Source organism: Kitasatospora sp. RG8 (genome assembly GCF_017813315.1).
Lineage (GTDB): Bacteria > Actinomycetota > Actinomycetes > Streptomycetales > Streptomycetaceae > Kitasatospora.
Window position 1 is genome coordinate 209,685 of the sequence record NZ_JAGIYX010000004.1, and the last position, 16,012, is coordinate 225,696.

At 73.4% G+C, this 16,012-nt stretch carries 11 protein-coding genes; 6 read left to right on the forward strand and 5 right to left on the reverse strand.

The features are described 5' to 3' along the window. The first annotated feature begins 38 nt into the window (after positions 1 to 38). Positions 39 to 497, forward strand: a complete 459-nt coding sequence (locus J5Y04_RS08580; protein ID WP_307853006.1) for a MarR family transcriptional regulator — start codon at positions 39 to 41, stop codon at positions 495 to 497. Positions 498 to 654: 157 nt separating this feature from the next. Continuing rightward, positions 655 to 2,205 carry an MDR family MFS transporter gene (locus J5Y04_RS08585; RefSeq protein ID WP_209411248.1) on the forward strand — a complete coding sequence of 517 codons (1,551 nt, stop codon included), beginning with the start codon at positions 655 to 657 and terminating at the stop codon, positions 2,203 to 2,205. Positions 2,206 to 2,293: 88 nt separating this feature from the next. Here J5Y04_RS08585 and J5Y04_RS08590 read toward each other — a convergent pair whose 3' ends face one another. Together J5Y04_RS08590 and J5Y04_RS08595 are read right to left on the reverse strand one after the other, a co-directional pair. After that, positions 2,294 to 2,551 carry a hypothetical protein gene (locus J5Y04_RS08590; RefSeq protein WP_209411249.1) on the reverse strand — a complete coding sequence of 86 codons (258 nt, stop codon included), beginning with the start codon at positions 2,549 to 2,551 and terminating at the stop codon, positions 2,294 to 2,296. 26 nt (positions 2,552 to 2,577) lie between these two features. Next, entirely contained in the window at positions 2,578 to 3,768 is a 1,191-nt protein-coding gene (locus J5Y04_RS08595; RefSeq protein ID WP_209411250.1) for an inorganic phosphate transporter, read from the reverse strand. A 345-nt stretch (positions 3,769 to 4,113) separates the two neighbouring features. On the opposite strand from J5Y04_RS08595, the gene J5Y04_RS08600 reads away from it, so the two are divergent. Next, positions 4,114 to 5,730: an NlpC/P60 family protein gene (locus J5Y04_RS08600; protein ID WP_209411251.1), complete on the forward strand. Its 1,617-nt coding sequence runs from the start codon at positions 4,114 to 4,116 to the stop codon at positions 5,728 to 5,730. A 64-nt stretch (positions 5,731 to 5,794) separates the two neighbouring features. Here the strand turns inward: J5Y04_RS08600 and J5Y04_RS08605 are convergent, their stop codons facing one another. Then, positions 5,795 to 8,077: an FdhF/YdeP family oxidoreductase gene (locus J5Y04_RS08605; RefSeq protein WP_209411252.1), complete on the reverse strand. Its 2,283-nt coding sequence runs from the start codon at positions 8,075 to 8,077 to the stop codon at positions 5,795 to 5,797. Between the two features lie 153 nt (positions 8,078 to 8,230). Here J5Y04_RS08605 and J5Y04_RS43170 point away from each other — a divergent pair, with 153 nt between their 5' ends. Beyond that, a complete protein-coding gene (locus J5Y04_RS43170) occupies positions 8,231 to 10,147 on the forward strand; it encodes a serine/threonine-protein kinase (RefSeq protein WP_209411253.1) in 1,917 nt (638 codons plus the stop codon). Positions 10,148 to 10,224: 77 nt separating this feature from the next. On the opposite strand, the gene J5Y04_RS08615 is transcribed toward J5Y04_RS43170, so the two are convergent. Further along, entirely contained in the window at positions 10,225 to 12,144 is a 1,920-nt protein-coding gene (locus J5Y04_RS08615; RefSeq protein WP_209411254.1) for an FAD/NAD(P)-binding domain-containing protein, read from the reverse strand. Between the two features lie 151 nt (positions 12,145 to 12,295). Continuing rightward, positions 12,296 to 13,303 (reverse strand): amino acid ABC transporter permease, encoded by a 1,008-nt coding sequence (locus tag J5Y04_RS08620; RefSeq protein WP_209411255.1) that lies wholly within the window; start codon positions 13,301 to 13,303, stop codon positions 12,296 to 12,298. A gap of 666 nt (positions 13,304 to 13,969) precedes the next feature. On the opposite strand from J5Y04_RS08620, the gene J5Y04_RS08625 reads away from it, so the two are divergent. Further along, the gene (locus J5Y04_RS08625; RefSeq protein WP_209411256.1) at positions 13,970 to 14,917 is read left to right on the forward strand and encodes an ABC transporter substrate-binding protein; all 948 of its coding nucleotides are present in this window, start codon (positions 13,970 to 13,972) and stop codon (positions 14,915 to 14,917) included. A gap of 40 nt (positions 14,918 to 14,957) precedes the next feature. Beyond that, positions 14,958 to 15,989, forward strand: a complete 1,032-nt coding sequence (locus J5Y04_RS08630; RefSeq protein WP_209411257.1) for an amino acid ABC transporter permease — start codon at positions 14,958 to 14,960, stop codon at positions 15,987 to 15,989. Positions 15,990 to 16,012: the final 23 nt, after the last annotated feature.

Sequence of the window (16,012 nt, forward strand, 5' to 3'; positions counted from 1 at the left end):
CCGCTTCCGGGTCCGGTGGGCTGCGGGATACTGGCGCCGTGAGTGCGGAGAGTGACGACGAGTCCCTGATGGCGGTGGAGCGCGAGGTCTCGCTGCTGTTCCGGCGCGGCCGGGCCCGGGTGGCGGAGATGTCCCGCCGGGTGCATCCCCAGCTGGAGGGCATGGCGTACAGCATGCTCGCCCACATCGAGCAGGCCGGGCGGGTGCGGGTGACCGACATCGGCGTGCACTTCGCGGTGGGCAAGGCCACGGTGAGCCGGCAGATCCGGGCGCTGGAGGAGCTGGGCCTGGTGGACCGGGAAGCGGACCCGTTGGACCGCAGGGCGGCGCTGGTCTCGCTCACCGAGGACGGCCGGCGGCGTTTCCTGGGGGCGCGGGACGCCCGGATGGAGCGGGTGCGCGCGCTGATGGCCGACTGGCCCAAGGAGGACGTGGCCCGCTTCGCGGAGCTGCTGCACCGCTTCAACGACGTGGTCGGGGAGGGCATGGGGGTCTGAGGCGCAAGGCCCGGGGCCGGGCCGGCGGCAGATTTTACTTGGGCTTGAAGAAAGTTGCCCTAGTCAACCATTCGTCCTATGGTTGCGTAAGGCAACGATTCCCTGCCCTTCGTCCGCCGTCTCCCGCTTCCGCCCCGCACCCCGCCGAAGGACCCAGATGACCGTCACCACCCAAGCCGCGACCGGGGCCGCCACCGCCGACGACCAACCCATGACGCACCGGCAGGTGATGGAGGCGCTGTCCGGCCTCCTGCTCGGCCTCTTCGTGGCCGTGCTGTCGTCGACGGTCGTCTCCAACGCGCTGCCCCGCATCCTCACCGACCTGCACGGCGGCCAGTCCGCCTACACCTGGGTGATCACCGCCACCCTGCTCACCCTGACCGCCTCCACCCCGATCTGGGGCAAGCTCTCCGACCTCGCCAGCAAGAAGCTGCTGCTGCAGATAGCCCTGGTCATCTACATCGCCTCCTCGGCGCTGGCCGGCCTCTCCCAGAACACCGGCCAGCTGATCGCCTGCCGCGCCCTCCAGGGCATCGGCGCCGGCGGTGTCACCGCCCTCGCCCAGATCTGCCTGGCGGCGATGGTCCCGCCGCGCGAGCGCGGCCGGTACAGCGGCTACTTCGGCGCCGTCTTCGCCCTGGCCACCATCGGCGGCCCGCTGATCGGCGGCGTCATCGTGGACACCTCCTGGCTGGGCTGGCGCTGGTGCTTCTACGTCGGCATCCCGTTCGCGCTGGCCGCGATCGCGGTGCTCCAGCGCACGCTCAAGCTGCCGGTGGTCAGGCGCAAGGTGAAGATCGACTACCTGGGCGCGCTGGTCATCACCGGTGCCGTCAGCCTGCTGATGATCTGGATCACCCTGGCCGGCAAGAACTACGCCTGGCTCTCCTGGCAGACCGCGGCCATGGTCGGCGGCGGCCTGGTGCTCGGCGCCCTCGCCGTGGTGGTCGAGAAGCGCGCCGCCGAGCCGATCATCCCGCCGGACCTCTTCCGCCACCGCACCGTCGCCCTGGCCGCGCTCGCCAGCGTCCTGGTCGGCGTCGGGATGTACGGCGCGACCACCTTCCTCAGCCAGTACTTCCAGCTGGCCAGGGAGAAGTCCCCGACCATCGCCGGCCTGATGACCCTGCCGATGATCCTCGGCCTGGCCGTCTCCTCCACCGTGGCCGGGAAGCTGATCACCAAGTACGGCAAGTGGAAGGTCTACCTGGTCTCCGGCACCCTCATGCTGGCCATCGGCTTCGGCCTGCTCGGCACCGCCCGGGCCGACACCCCCTACGGGCTGCTCTGCGTCTACATGGCGATCACCGGCATCGGCCTCGGCCTGACCATGCAGAACCTCGTCCTCGCCGTGCAGAACACCGTGCCGCGCCACGAGCTCGGCGCGGCCAGCTCGGTGGTCACCTTCTTCCGCACCATGGGCGGCGCGATGGGCGTCTCCGCGCTCGGTGCCCTGATGAGCAACAAGGTCGGCCACTACCTGGCGGAGAACCTGGCCGCCGCGCACATCCCGGCCACCGGCGCCGCGGCCGGCGGCGGCATCCCGGACCTGCACAAGCTGCCCGCCCCGATCGTCCCGCTGGTGACGGACGCCTTCGGGCACGGCGTGGGCGTGGTCTTCCTGATGGCGGCGCCGTTCGCGCTGCTGGCCTTCGTCACGGTGCTGTTCATCCGCGAGACCGCGCTGCGCACCACCCAGCAGGACTGACCGGGCGCCCGCGGGAACGCCGAAGGGCTGGGGAGCGGATGCTCCCCAGCCCTTCGGCGTGTGCGGCCGGTGGCCGCTGCCGTACCGGCTAGTGGCCGGCGATCAGCGACAGGCCGTAGAGGACGGCCGCGCCGCAGACCGCGAAGCAGGCGTACGCGCCGGCCAGGGCCAGCCGGCCGGCGCCCGCGGACGGGGCGCCGGTGCCTGCCGCCGAGCGCTGCGCGGTCAGCGCGGCCTCGCGGCGGGAGAGGGCCAGGATGCCGAGCGCGAAGACGGCGACCACGGCGACGGTGATGCCGAAGCTGAAGCCGGCGGTCTGCGCCAGGGCGTTCCACTTGATGTGCATGGTGTGTGCTCCTCAGCCGGCGGCGCTCAGGCCGCGACCGTGGTCGAGGCGGCGGTGGGGGCGGCGGGGGTGCCGGCCGGGCCCACCTCCACCGGGGTGACGTTCTCGACCGGGTTGACGTCGTTGACGTTGTCCGCGCCGACCGGCTGGCGGCGCGAGATGATCCACATCGCGCCGGAGCCGGCCACCAGGGCGGCGCCGACCAGTGCCACGCCCCAGGGGCCCTGCTGGGCGAGGAACGCCGCGGCGCCGGAGACCACGGCGGCGGCCGGGAGGGTCAGGCCCCAGGTGTAGACCATGCGGCGGACCAGGCTCCAGCGCAGCTCGGCCTTCGGGCCGCCGAGGCCGGCGCCCATGATGCCGCCGGAGCAGACCTGGGTGGTGGAGAGGCCGAAGCCCATGTGCGACGAGGTCAGGATGACGGTCGCGGCGGCCGACTCGGAGGCGAAGCCCTGCGGAGCCTGGATGTCCGCCAGGCCCTTGCCCATCGAGCGGATGATCCGCCAGCCGCCCATGTAGGTGCCGAGCGCGATCGCCGCACCGGCCGAGACGATCACCCAGGTGGGGGGCAGCGCGCCCTTGGGCAGGGCGCCGACCGAGACCAGGGTCAGGGTGATGATGCCCATCGTCTTCTGGGCGTCGTTGGTGCCGTGGGCCAGCGAGATCAGCGAGGAGGAGAACATCTGGCCGGTCTTGAAGCCCTTGGTGACGGTCTCGCCGTTGCTCCTGCGGGTGATCGCGTAGGCCAGCTTGGTGGCGCCCCACGAGGCCAGGCCGGCGACCAGCGGGGAGGCGACCGCGGGGATGAGGATCTTGGTGACGACGGTGTCGAAGTTGACGCCGTTGACGCCGACGCCGACGACGGTGGCACCGATCAGGCCGCCGTAGAGCGCGTGCGAGGAACTGGACGGCAGGCCTCTCAGCCAGGTGAGCAGGTTCCACAGGATCGCGCCGACCAGTGCGGCGAAGATGATCTCGGGGTGGATGCCGGTCTTCTCGTTGACGATGCCGCCGGAGATGGTGGTGGCGACCTTCACGGACAGGAACGCGCCCGCGAAGTTGAGGACGGCCGCGATGGTGACCGCGACCTTGGGCCGGAGGGCTCCCGTCGCGATGGAGGTGGCCATCGCATTGGCGGTGTCGTGGAACCCGTTGGTGAAGTCGAAGGCGAGCGCCGTGATGATCACGACGGCAACCAGGAACGAGATGTGTTCCATACCCAAACAATCGTCGTAGTTGTCGCACTGACGTTGGTGTCGCTCGCGACGGTAGGGACGTTCGGTGAACGGAAGATGAACTGGGCCGGGATTCGTGGTTCCGACAGTGTCGGAGGGGTTGCCGGCACCTTTCCCCGAGGTGTCCACGACCGTGCTGAGCTGGGCATTGGCGCAGAACGTCCTGGTTCGGTCCGGTTTGGTGAGACCCGGCTCACAGTCGGACCGGCCCCCGGACCTGAGAATTCACCGACCCGTGCGGGCGCGGTCTGTTTCTGACGGGTAACCCATGACAGGATCTGCGTGGATCCGGACACCCCGGACCGTCGGGTCGGGGAGGACACACCCATGGGCGGGGCTGCACAGCGGACGGAGACGGCCGGACTGCGACCGTGGGTACGGGCGGCCCTGCGCTGCGGGGCGGTGCTCGCGGCCGCCGCGCTCGCCCTGCCGCTGGCCACCCAGGCAGCCTACGCCGCACCGGACCCGGGCACGCCCGGCGTCACCGCCCCGACCGCCGCGCCCGGGGCCGACCCGCTCGCCGACGCCAAGGCCACCCTCGGCCCGCTGCTCGACAAGCTGCACGAGCTGTACAAGGGCGCCGAGGCCGCCACCGAGCAGTACAACGCCACCGTCGCCAAGGTCGCCGAGCAGCAGGCCGCGCTCGCCGACCTCAAGGACAGGCTGGAGCGCCAGCAGAAGCTGGTCGACGCCGGCACCGACATCGCCGCCCAGCTCGCCGCGGCCCAGTACCGCAACGGCGCCGCGTCCGCCTACGCCGAACTGCTGCTCTCCAAGGACCCGTACGAGGCGGTCACCATCGCCGAGCTGCTCGCCGCCGCGAGCCGCTCGCAGTCCGAGTTCCTGGGCCGGCTGAAGAACGACCGCGACGCGCTCACCGGTCTGCAGAAGCAGAACGAGGAGGCGCTGAAGAGCTCGCAGGTGCTGGTCGGCCAGCAGGACGCCGCCAAGGCCAAGGTCGCCACCGACCTCACCTCCGTCGAGCAGCTGGTCTCCTCGCTCACCGGCGCCCAGCGCACCGAGCTGGAGAAGCTGGAGAAGGCCAAGGCCGACGAGGCCCAGCTCGCCTTCCTCGCCTCCGGCGCGCTCGGCAAGGGCGAGCGCACCCCCTCGCTGGCCGGCCGGGCCGCCGTCGCGTACGCGCTGGCGCAGCTGGGCAAGCCGTACGTGTGGGGCGGCGCCGGCCCCGACACCTTCGACTGCTCCGGCCTCACCTCGCAGGCCTGGCTGCACGCCGGCAAGCCGATCCCGCGCACCAGCCAGGAGCAGTGGGCCCAGCTCCAGCACGTCGCGCTGAACCAGCTGCGCCCCGGCGACCTGGTCATCTACTTCGAGGGCGCCACCCACGTCGCGATGTACATCGGCGGCGGGCTGGTCGTGCAGGCGCCGCGGCCGGGGGCCGTGATCAAGGTGTCGCCGATCGGCTCGATGCCGATCCTCGGCGCCGTCCGGCCGGACCCGGAGACCGCTTCGGACGAGGCGGGAGGCGCCTGGAAGGTGCCGGACCTCCCGGCCGGCTGGGACACCGTCACCCCGATCGCGCCGAGCCCGGCCAACCAGGTGCCGGTGACGCCCGCCCCGGACGCGCCGGCCCCGGGGACGCCCGCACCCGGGACCCCCGCACCGGGGACGCCGACCACCACGCCCACGGGCACCCCGACCACCACGCCGACCGGCACCCCCACGGGGACGCCGACCACCACGCCCACGGGCACCCCGACCGGCACGCCCACGGGGACGCCGACCGGTACGCCGACCGGTACCCCGACGGGGACGCCCACGGGAACGCCGACCACCACGCCGACCGGCACCCCGACGGGCACCCCCACCGGGACGCCCACGGGGACGCCGACCTCGTCCGCCTCGGCCACCGGCACCGGCTCCGCGAGTGCCTCGGCCCCGGGCACCACCTCGGCCACGCCGCTGCCGACCGGGCAGAACTGACGCGAACGCCCGAGGGGGCCTGCCGACCTTTCGCGGTCCGCAGGCCCCCTCGGGCGTTCCGTGCTCAGCTCGCGCCGCTGTCCGGTTCGAAGCGGACCACCACGGCCTTGGAGGTCGGGGTGTTGCTGATGTCGGCGGTGGAGTCCAGCGGCACCAGCACGTTGGTCTCCGGGTAGTACGCGGCGGCGCCGCCGCGGGCCACCGGGTAGTGCACCACCTTGAAGTGCGGGGCGCGGCGCTCCACACCGTCCTTCCACTCGCCCACCAGGTCGACGTACACCCCCTCGGCCAGGCCCAGCTCGGCCGCGTCGGCCGGGTTCACCAGGACGACGCGGCGGCCGCCGGTGATGCCGCGGTAGCGGTCGTCCAAGCCGTAGATCGTGGTGTTGTACTGGTCGTGCGAGCGGAGCGTCTGCAGCAGCAGGCGGCCGGCCGGCACCTCCGGCGCGGTGAGCGGGTTGACCGTGAAGTTGGCCTTGCCGGTCGCGGTCGGGAAGGTCCGGGAGTCGCGCGGGCCGTGCGGCAGCGTGAAGCCGCCGGGGCGGCGGACCTTCTCGTTGAAGTCGGCGAAGCCCGGGACCACCCGGGCGATCCGGTCCCGCAGGGTGTCGTAGTCGACGGCGAACTCCTCCCACGGCACGCCGTCCTGCGGGCCGAGGGCGGCGCGGGCCAGCCGGCAGACGATCGCCACCTCGGAGAGCAGTCCCGGCGCGGGCGGGCGCAGGCCGCCGCGGGAGGAGTGCACCTGGCCCATCGAGTCCTCGACGGAGACGAACTGGGCGCCCTTGGCGGTGACGTCCCGGTCGGTGCGGCCCAGGGTGGGCAGGATCAGCGCGCGGGCGCCGGTCACCACGTGCGAGCGGTTGAGCTTGGTGGAGACGTGCACCGTGAGCCGGCAACGGCGCATCGCCGCCTCGGTGACCGCGGTGTCCGGGGTCGCCGCGACGAAGTTGCCGCCCATCGCGAAGAACACCCGGACCTTGCCGTCGCGCATCGCCCGGATGGTGTCCACCGAGTCGTAGCCGTGCGCGCGCGGCGGCTCGAAGCCGAACTCGCCGCCCAGCGCGTCCAGGAAGGCCTCCGACGGGCGCTCGAAGATGCCCATCGTCCGGTCGCCCTGCACGTTGCTGTGCCCGCGCACCGGGCAGACGCCGGCGCCCGGACGGCCCACGTTGCCGCGCAGCAGCAGGAAGTTGACCACCTCGCGGATGGTCGGCACGGCGTGCTTGTGCTGGGTGAGGCCCATCGCCCAGCACACGATGACCTTCTCCGACGCCAGCACCATCCGGGCCAGCTCCTCGATCTGCTCCCAGGGCAGGCCGGTGGCGGCGAGCACCTCCTCCCGGGTGGTCTCGCGGGCCTCGGCGGCGAACTCCTCGAAGCCGTGGCAGTGCTCGGCGACGAACGCGTGGTCGACGGCGTCCTTGTCGAGGATCAGCTGGTTGAGCGCGCGGAACAGGGCGAGGTCGCCGCCCAGCCGGATCTGGAGGAAGAGGTCGGTCAGCTTGGTGCCGTGGCCGACCAGGCCGCGCGCGTTCTGCGGGTTCTTGAACCGCTCCAGGCCGGCCTCCGGCAGCGGGTTGACGCTGACGACGGTGGCTCCGGCGCGCTTGGCCCGCTCCAGGGCGGAGAGCATCCGCGGGTGGTTGGTGCCCGGGTTCTGGCCGGCCACGATGATCAGGTCGGCCTGGTAGAGGTCCTTCAGGCTGACGCTGCCCTTGCCGACCCCGAGCGTCTCGGTGAGGGCCGAGCCGGACGACTCGTGGCACATGTTGGAGCAGTCGGGCAGGTTGTTGGTGCCCAGCCGGCGGGCGAACAGCTGGTAGGCGAAGGCGGCCTCGTTGCTGGTCCGGCCGGAGGTGTAGAACGCGGCGCCGTCCGGGGTGTCCAGCGCGCGCAGCTCCTCGGCGATCAGCGCGAAGGCCTCGTCCCAGCCGATCGGCGTGTAGTGGGTCGCGCCCTCGTCCAGCAGCATCGGTGCGGTGAGGCGGCCCTGCTGGCCGAGCCAGTAGCCGGAGCGCTCCGCGAGCTCCGCCACCGGGTGGGCGGCGAAGAACTCGGCGTGGATCCTGCGCTCGGTGGCCTCCTCGGCGACGGCCTTCGCCCCGTTCTCGCAGAACTCGGCGGTGTGCGTCTTGCCCGGCTCGGGCCAGGCGCAGCCGGGGCAGTCGAAGCCGTCGGGCTGGTTGACCTTGCGCAGGGTGGCCAGGGTGCGGCGGGCGCCCATCTGCTCGGTGGCCATCCGGAGGCTGTGGCCGACGGCGGGCAGCCCGGCGGCAGCGTGCTGGGGCGCGGACACCTCGGGGGCGTCCTGCGCCGGGTCGCTCTGCGGGGCCTGCTTGGCCATGACTGCGCTCCTCGGCTGATCGTCGGCCCCTCGCACCGTTGCGGGAGCCGGTACCCATCCTTCCACCTGGGAAGGGACGGGGGCAGGGGCCCCGGGCGGGCCCTGCGGCGTCGGTAGAGTGTGACGGCTTTCGAGAGGCGGGGGGTGGGGCGGGTGACGGTCGGGGATGTCCTCGACGGCCGGTACGAGCTGCTGGAGCGGCTCGGCCAGGGCGGCTTCGGCGTGGTGTGGCGGGCCTTCGACACCCGGATGCAGCGGCAGGTGGCGGTCAAGGTCATCGGCCACCACGGCGAGGACCAGCAGAAGGCCGCGCTGCGGTTCGTCCGGGAGGCCTGCGCGGCGGGGAACCTCTCGCACCCGCACATCGTCACCGTGCACGACCTCGGGGAGGGCGAGCTCGGCGGCCGGCAGGTGACGTACCTGGTGATGGAGCTGCTCACCGGCCGCACCCTGACCGACGTGCTCCGGTCCGGCCTGCCCGACCCGGTGCAGAGCCTGCGCTGGGGGCGGCAGATCTGCTCCGCGCTGGCCGCCGCCCACGACGCGGGCATGGTGCACCGCGACATCAAGCCGGACAACATCATGGTCACCGCGGCCGGCGTGCTGAAGGTGCTGGACTTCGGGATCGCCCAACTCGACGTCGGGGCGGGCGGGCTCACCACCACCGGGACGGTCATCGGCAGCCCCGCGTACATGGCGCCGGAGCGCTGGACCGGCGGCCGGGTGGACGGCCGGGCGGACCTCTACGCGTTCGGCTGCGTGCTGGTCGAACTCTGCACCGGAGCGCGGCCGTTCAGCGGCGACTCGACGCCGGTACTGATGTACCAGCACCTCAACGAGCCGCCGCCGGCGCTGGACCCGGCGCAGTTCGGGCTGCCGGACGAGGTGGCCGCGCTGGTCACCGAGCTGCTGGCGAAGGACCCGGCGGACCGCCCGGCCGACGCGAGGACGGTCGAGCGGCGGCTCGCGGACCTGGCGGAGCGGCGCGCGGCGCAGGGGGTGGCCGCCCCGTCGGCCCCGGCCGCGACGGTGCTGGACCGGCCGGCGCCGCTTCCGCCGGCTGTTCCGTCGTCCGTTCCGCCGGCTGCCGTTCCGGCTGTTCCGCCGGCTGCCGCTCCGGCTGTTCCGCCGGTCGCGCCGCCGGCCGTTGCTCCGGCCGTCGCTCCGGCCGTTCCGCCGGTGCCGCCCGTCCGGCCCGTGGCGCCACCGCGGGCCGAGGCGCCGCCCGTCCTGTCGCCGCTCACCACGCCGCCGGTGACCGCCCCGCCCGCCGCGGCCGGCGACGCCGTCCGGGCGGCGCTGCGCGAGCGCCGGAACGCGGCCTTCCGGGCGTCCACCGCGGGGGGGTCCGCCATCCAGCTCCAGGCGGTCGCCCAGGACTGCGTCGTCGCACTCGGCGCCACCGACCGGGACACGCTCTGCGCCTGGCGGGACTTCACCTGGTACCTCAGCCGGGCCGGCGACCTCGACGGGGCGATCCGGCTGCTCTCCACGGTGGTCGAGGACATGCGGCTCGCGCTCGGTCTGACCGACCCGGACACCCTGGGTGCCCGGTACCACCTGACCTGGTGCATCGGCGAGAGCGGCGAGACCGTCACCGCGATCCGCCAGCTCTCCCAGCTGCTGCCGGACATGCACGCCGCCTGGGGCGGCCACGACGCCCGGGTGCTGAAGGCCCGGCACGACCTGGCGGTCTACGCGGCCAACCGCGGTGACCTGGACGGCGCCGTGCGCCAGTTGCACACCCTGCTGCCGGAGCTCGCCCGGGCGCTCGGCGAGCAGCACCCGACCACCGTCCAGGCCTGGCACGACCTCTCCGGCTACCAGCAGCGGCTGGCGCAGCCGGCCCGCCGCTCCCGCCCCGTGCGGCGGCCGCGGATCAGCCCGCTGGAGGCCGTGGTGCTGATCCGGCGCCTCCTGGCCTGGGACTTCGCCTCGGACCAGGAGGCCAACGCCTGCCTGAACGCGCTGGAGCGCGGGACCGGCATCAAGGGGGTCGGGGACTGGATCCTCTCCGCACCGGACCACGTCACGGCCGAGGACCTGGTGGAGGAGCTCTTCGGCCCGTGACGGACCGGTGAGGGGGCGTCACGGCGTGCGGCCCCGCGCGGGGCGGGGGCCGGCCGCCCGTCCACCCCGCACGCCGCCTAACGGCAGCCCGTGAGGGCCGCCGCCGGAACGCCGGCCAGCGCGCGCAGGAGCGCCCGCGCCGCGGCGTCGTTCTGCCGGAACCCGGGCGCGTCGGTGCGCGGCCGGGCGAAGGCCGCCGCCGCGCGGAGGCTGGTGTGCGGGCCGAGGGCGGTGCGGCGCGGGTGCGCCCCGCCGTCCAGGGCGGGGTCGAGCACGCGACTGTCGGCGGGGCGGATGGTGAGCAGCCCGGACCGGTGGGTGTGCTCCGCGTCGGTGACCACCTCCTCCACGATCCGCCCGGAGCGGTGCAGTTCGCGCAGCAGCGGGTCACGGGTGCGGGCCAGCGCGTGCTTGGGCAGGTACGCCTCGACCAGCGCGGTGGCGGTCACGTCGTGCCCGGGCACGGTGGCGCCCGACGCCCGCCAGGTGCCGGTGGCCTCGTCCCGGTCGACCCGGATCCCGGCGCCGAGGAAGCGGACCACCCCGGCCTCGGAGAGCGCGAGCAACTGGCGAAGCCGGAAGCCGGGCGGGCCGGAGGCGAGGTAGCTGAAGTAGCCGAAGAACCACTCGTCGACCTCCTCGCCGACCGAGCGGGCGGAGAGCCGGCCGGAGGCGAGCACGCGCGGCAGCTGGCCGAAGAGCGAGAGCAGGGCGAGGAAGGCGCCGAGGTCGGCACTGTGGGCGGGGTCTGCGCGCCGGTCGGCGTCGGTGGTGATGTAGTCGCGCAGGTGGCGCTGGAGTTCGTCGTCGGAGCCGAGTTCGAGGCCGGCCAGCGGGTGGTCGAGCCGTTCGAGGTCGAGCCGGTCCGCCGGGTCGGGGACGGCCGCGGCGACCAGCCGGGCGAGTCCGGGGGAGTGCCAGTCGTGCGCGTCGTAGCCGGCCAGGAACTCCTCCCACGGCAGCGTGGTGCGTCCGGGGTGGGCGTGGAACAGCTCGTGGTAGTGGCCGAAGCCGATGTCCTTGGCCATCAACGGCCAGAAGTCGCGCCGAAGTTCGAGCGGCCCCGGCCGGTCGAGGACGGCGTCGACGGCAGCCGCGTCGAAGTAGCGGGGGAGCGGCGCGGGCGGGCCCTGGAGCCGGTAGCCGGTCTTGGAGCGGTACGGCACCCCGCGGCGGGAACCGACGTGGATCACCGGCTCGCGGCCGGACGGGCGGTAGGCCAGGCCGTCCGGGGTCTCCTCGAAGCGGCCGCCGCGCCCCTCGGTGAGCAGGGCGACCAGGTCGACGAAGGCGAGGCCGAAGCCGCGCAGCACGAGCTGCTCGCCGGGGGCGATGCCGGCGAGGTCGGCGTCGGCGGAGAAGGCCGGCGGCAGGTGGAAGCGGCCGTGCCGGGCGGCGAACTCCGCGTCGGCGGCGTACCGGGGGTGCGGGCCGGAGTCGAGATGGCCGAGGGTCAGGGCGACGTGGTCGGCGGTGAGCACGCGGTCGCCGAGGTGGACGAGCTGCGGGCCGTCGTCCGGGCCCTCGATCCGGCGGACGGTGTCCCGGTGCACGGTGACGGTGACGTGCGGCGGCAGGTCGGCGACGGCGCGCCGGAACACCCAGTCGAGGTAGGCGCTCTGAGCCCGGCGGGTGGGGAAGTCGGTCGGCGCGAGGGTGCGCAGCTCCGCCCGGACGGCCGGGTCGGCCACCTCCCGGTAGGGCGCGAACTCCTCGCTGCGGGCGGCCCATTCGGCCAGCGAGGGGCCGGGGCGGACCGGCCCCTCGATGGTGGACCGCTCGTCGGTGAACATCGTGACGTCCTCGGCCATCGAGTTCATCCGCAGCAGCGGGGACTGGTCGTAGCGCCAGATCCGGCCGGCGCCGGGCGGGTAGGGGTCGACCAGGTGGATGTCCAACGGCAGCCCGGCGGGCAGCAGTTCGGGGCCGTTGGCGGCGATCCGCTCCAGCAGCCCGGTGCCGCGGGGGCCGGCGCCGACGATCACCAGGGTGCTCATGCTCCCCCCTCGCTTCGCTCGGCGGGTGCTGAGCACGATGCGCGCCTTCTGGTGGTTCGCTCGCTGCGCTCGTTCACGGTGCCCCCCTCGCTTCGCTCGGCGGGTGCTGAGCACGATGCGCGCCCTCGGACGGTTCGCTCGCTGCGCCCTCTCACCGTGCCTCCCCTGGGGCGGAGCCGGCGTCGGCGGCGGTGCGCAGCCGGCGGTAGGCGGCCCGGGCCTTCTGCAGCGGGGTGGGTGGCAGTCCCTCGCGGGTGGCGCCCTTGGCGTAGTGCCGTTCGACGTAGTACTGCCCGATCGACAGGATCGTGGTGATGACGATGTACCAGATGGTGGCGACCATCAGCATCGGGATGACCTGGTAGGACTGCAGGTAGACCAGCTGGACCGAGTAGAGCAGGTCGGAGACGGCCAGCACGCTGATGATGCTGGTGCCCTTGAGTGCGCTGATCAGCATGTTGCCCGCGGTCGGGACGATCGAGCGCATCGCCTGCGGGACGACGATCCGGCGCAGCACCCGCCGTCGGCTCAGCCCGAGCGCCGAGGCGGCCTCCAGCTGGCCGCGGTCGACGGAGAGGATGCCGCCGCGCACCACCTCGGCGGCGTACGCGGCCTCCAGCAGGGTGAGGCCGATGACGGCGGTGAGGGTGGGCCCGAAGAGGTTGACCGTCCTGACGGTGACGAACTCCGGGCCGAACGGGATGCCCAGGCCCAGGGTCGGGTAGAGCGCGCCGATGTTGAAGAAGAGCAGCAGCTGCACCAGTGCGGGGGTGGAGCGGAAGATCCAGATGTAGATCCACGCGAGCGTGCGCAGCACCGGGTTGCCGGAGAGCCGCATGGTGGCGAGCACGGTGCCGAGGACGAAGCCGAGCCCGAGGGTGACGGCGGTCAGCCAGAGGGTGAGGGTGAGGCCGTTCAGGACGGACGTGGCCGTGAACCAGTCGGCCACCACGTCCCACTGGAAGGCCTTGTTGCGGATCACCGAGTTGAGCACCATCGCGAAGAGCAGCAGGGCGACGGCGGCGGAGATCCACTGCCCGGGCCGGCGGCGGGCGACCAGCCGGGCGCCGGGGTCGGCGGGGCCGGCGTCCGGCCGGCCGGGGGTGCGGTTCTTCGTGAGGGTGGCGGGCGCGGGCAGGACGTCCTGCGGGGTGGCCATGAGGGGGCTCCAGGCGGCGCGGGTGCGGGCGGGCGGGAGGTACGGGGGCGGTCACGTACGGCCGTCTCGCCGGTCCGCGTCCCTCAACACGGCCGGCCTTGCACTGCGCTCCGCCGTGATCGTACGCACGGTCGATCGTCGCCTGTCAAGGGTGGTGCGGCCGTTCGTCCGGCGTGGTCGTGCGGCGACAGACGATCGCAACAGAGCGGTAATGGAGGGTGGTTGACGCCGTGCGGCTGCGACTGCTCAACTTGTGGCCATGTACGCCGAGCAGCCCCTGGTCACCCGCGACCACATCGACTTCGGTCGGGTGTGGTCCGCGGCGTGTCGCGGCTGACCCGGCAGCGGGCCGCCCAGCCGGCCCTGTCCTCCTAGGAGCCTCCCCCGCCCGGGGCCGCTCCTGCGGAGTGCCCTCCCTCGGTGCCCCGTCGCGGGCCGGGAGAGCCGTCAGCGTGTGACGGCTCGTCAGGCGCACGCTGCCGCCGCTTCCCCTCCCTTCCCCTCCCCGTCGCTGCGCTCCGGCAGTCCTCCCCGGCCACCGCCACGTACCGGTGCCGTCGTACCCCTCGGCCGGGCCCCGCCACGGCCTCCTCCGGCCTGCCCGTCCGCAGTCCGGGCCCGCCGCCGCTCCAGAAGCACCTGCCCAGCTGAAAGGCGTCAACTCCCGTGAGAACCACCACCGTCCGCCGCCGCCTGCTCGCCGCCGCCGCCCTGCTGCCGGTCCTGGCGCTGGCCGCGTGCGGTTCGGACCCGAAGACCGCCGGGCCGGGGGCCGCGGGCCCGGCGGCCACCGCCGCCGGGCAGGACCTCGTCTCCGGCATCGCCAGGTCGGAGGCGGCCGCCGCGCTGCTGCCCGAGGACGTCCGCGCGTCGGGCACGGTGAGGTTCGGCTCGTCGTTCGGCTACCCGCCGAGCGCCTTCTACGCCGACCAGGCCACCAAGAAGCCGGCCGGCGTGGACATCGACTTCACCGACGCGGTGGCCAAGGTGCTCGGCCTGACCGTGCAGCGCGAGGAGGCGGCCTTCGAGACCATCCTGCCCGCGCTCGGCAGCGGCAAGTACGACGTCGGCACCGGCAACTTCGGTGTCACCACGGCCCGGTTGAAGACCATCGACTTCGTCACCTACATCGACGACGGCCAGGGCTTCGCGGTCAAGAAGGACAACACCGCGATCCAGCCGGTCACCGACCTGGCGCAGCTCTGCGGGCTGACCATCGGCACCGGCGCCGGCACCACCTTCGAGACCACCCTCAACGCGAAGAAGAACGTCTGCACCGACGCGGGGAAGAAGCCGTACGAGGTGAAGGCGTTCAGCGACAGCGGCGCCGTCCTCACCGGCCTCCAGCAGGGCCGGGTGGACATCACGATGTCCACCATCAACGGCCTGCGCTACCAGGCCTCCCAGGAGGCGTCCGGGACGCGGTTCCTCGGCGAGTTCCACCGGCTGGACGTCGGTTTCGCGTTCAGGAAGGGCTCCCCGCTCGCCCCCGCGTTCCAGGCGGCGGTCAACCAGCTGATCAAGGACGGGACGTACGACAAGATCCTCAAGAAGTGGGGGGTCGCCGATTCGGCGATCAAGGAGTCCCAGATCAGCCCGCCCGAGCACGCGTGACCCCCTGTCCGGGCCCCGGGCCCCTTGGAGGAACCCCACCATGACCGTCACCACCACCGCCGCCGGTGCCCCGGCGGAGTCCGAGAAGGTCCGCAAGCCGGAGAGACCGGCGGCGGGACCGCCCGGCCGGATCGACCTGGACGGGCTGGCCGGGCTGCGGACCGTCCGCGCCCGGCACCCCTGGCGCTGGGCGGCGGGCGCCGCCGCCCTCGTCGTCCTCGCCCAGTTCGCCCACGGGCTGGCCACCAACCCCGCCTGGGACTGGCCGACCTTCCGGATCTTCTTCTCCGCCGACACCATCCTGCGCGCCGTCGGCCGCACCGTCGAACTCACCTTCTACGGAACCGTGCTGGGCTTCCTGCTGGGTGCCGTGGTGGCCGCGATGCGGCTGTCGCGCAGCGCGGTCCTGCAGTCCATCGCCTGGGCCTACGTCTGGGTGTTCCGCTCGATCCCGCTGATCGTCCAGCTGGTCTTCTGGTTCAACCTCTCCTACCTCTACAAGCGGTTCGGCTTCGGCATCCCGTTCGGCCCGACCTTCGCGGACTTCGAGACGGTCGGTGTCCTGGGTGCGATCGGGGCCGCGGTGCTGGGCCTCGGCCTGCACCAGGCCGCCTTCGCCGCCGAGATCATCCGCGGCGGCGTCATCGCCGTGGACGCCGGCCAGCGCGAGGCCGCCGCCGCCCTGGGCGTACCGCGCCGGCGCCAGGCCTGGCGGATCGTGCTGCCGCAGGCGATGCGCGGCATCCTGCCCGCCGCCGCCAACGAGGTGATCTCGCTCTTCAAGGGCACCTCGGTGGTCTACGTGATGGCCATCGGCGAGCTCTTCTACCAGGTGCAGGTCGTCTACGGCCGCACCGGCCGGGTCGTGCCGCTGCTGATGGTCGCCACCGTCTGGTACGTGCTGCTGACCACGGTGCTGTCGATCGGCCAGTACTACGTCGAGCGCTACTTCGCCCGCGGCGCCGAGCGCACCCCGCCGCCCACCCCGCTCCAGCGCGCCCGGGCCCGCGTCCAGGGCCTGCGCGCCGCCCGTACCCCTGCTCCCGCCCCCGCCACCGGAGGACGCTCGTGACCGCCGCCCTTGCCGCCGCAGAA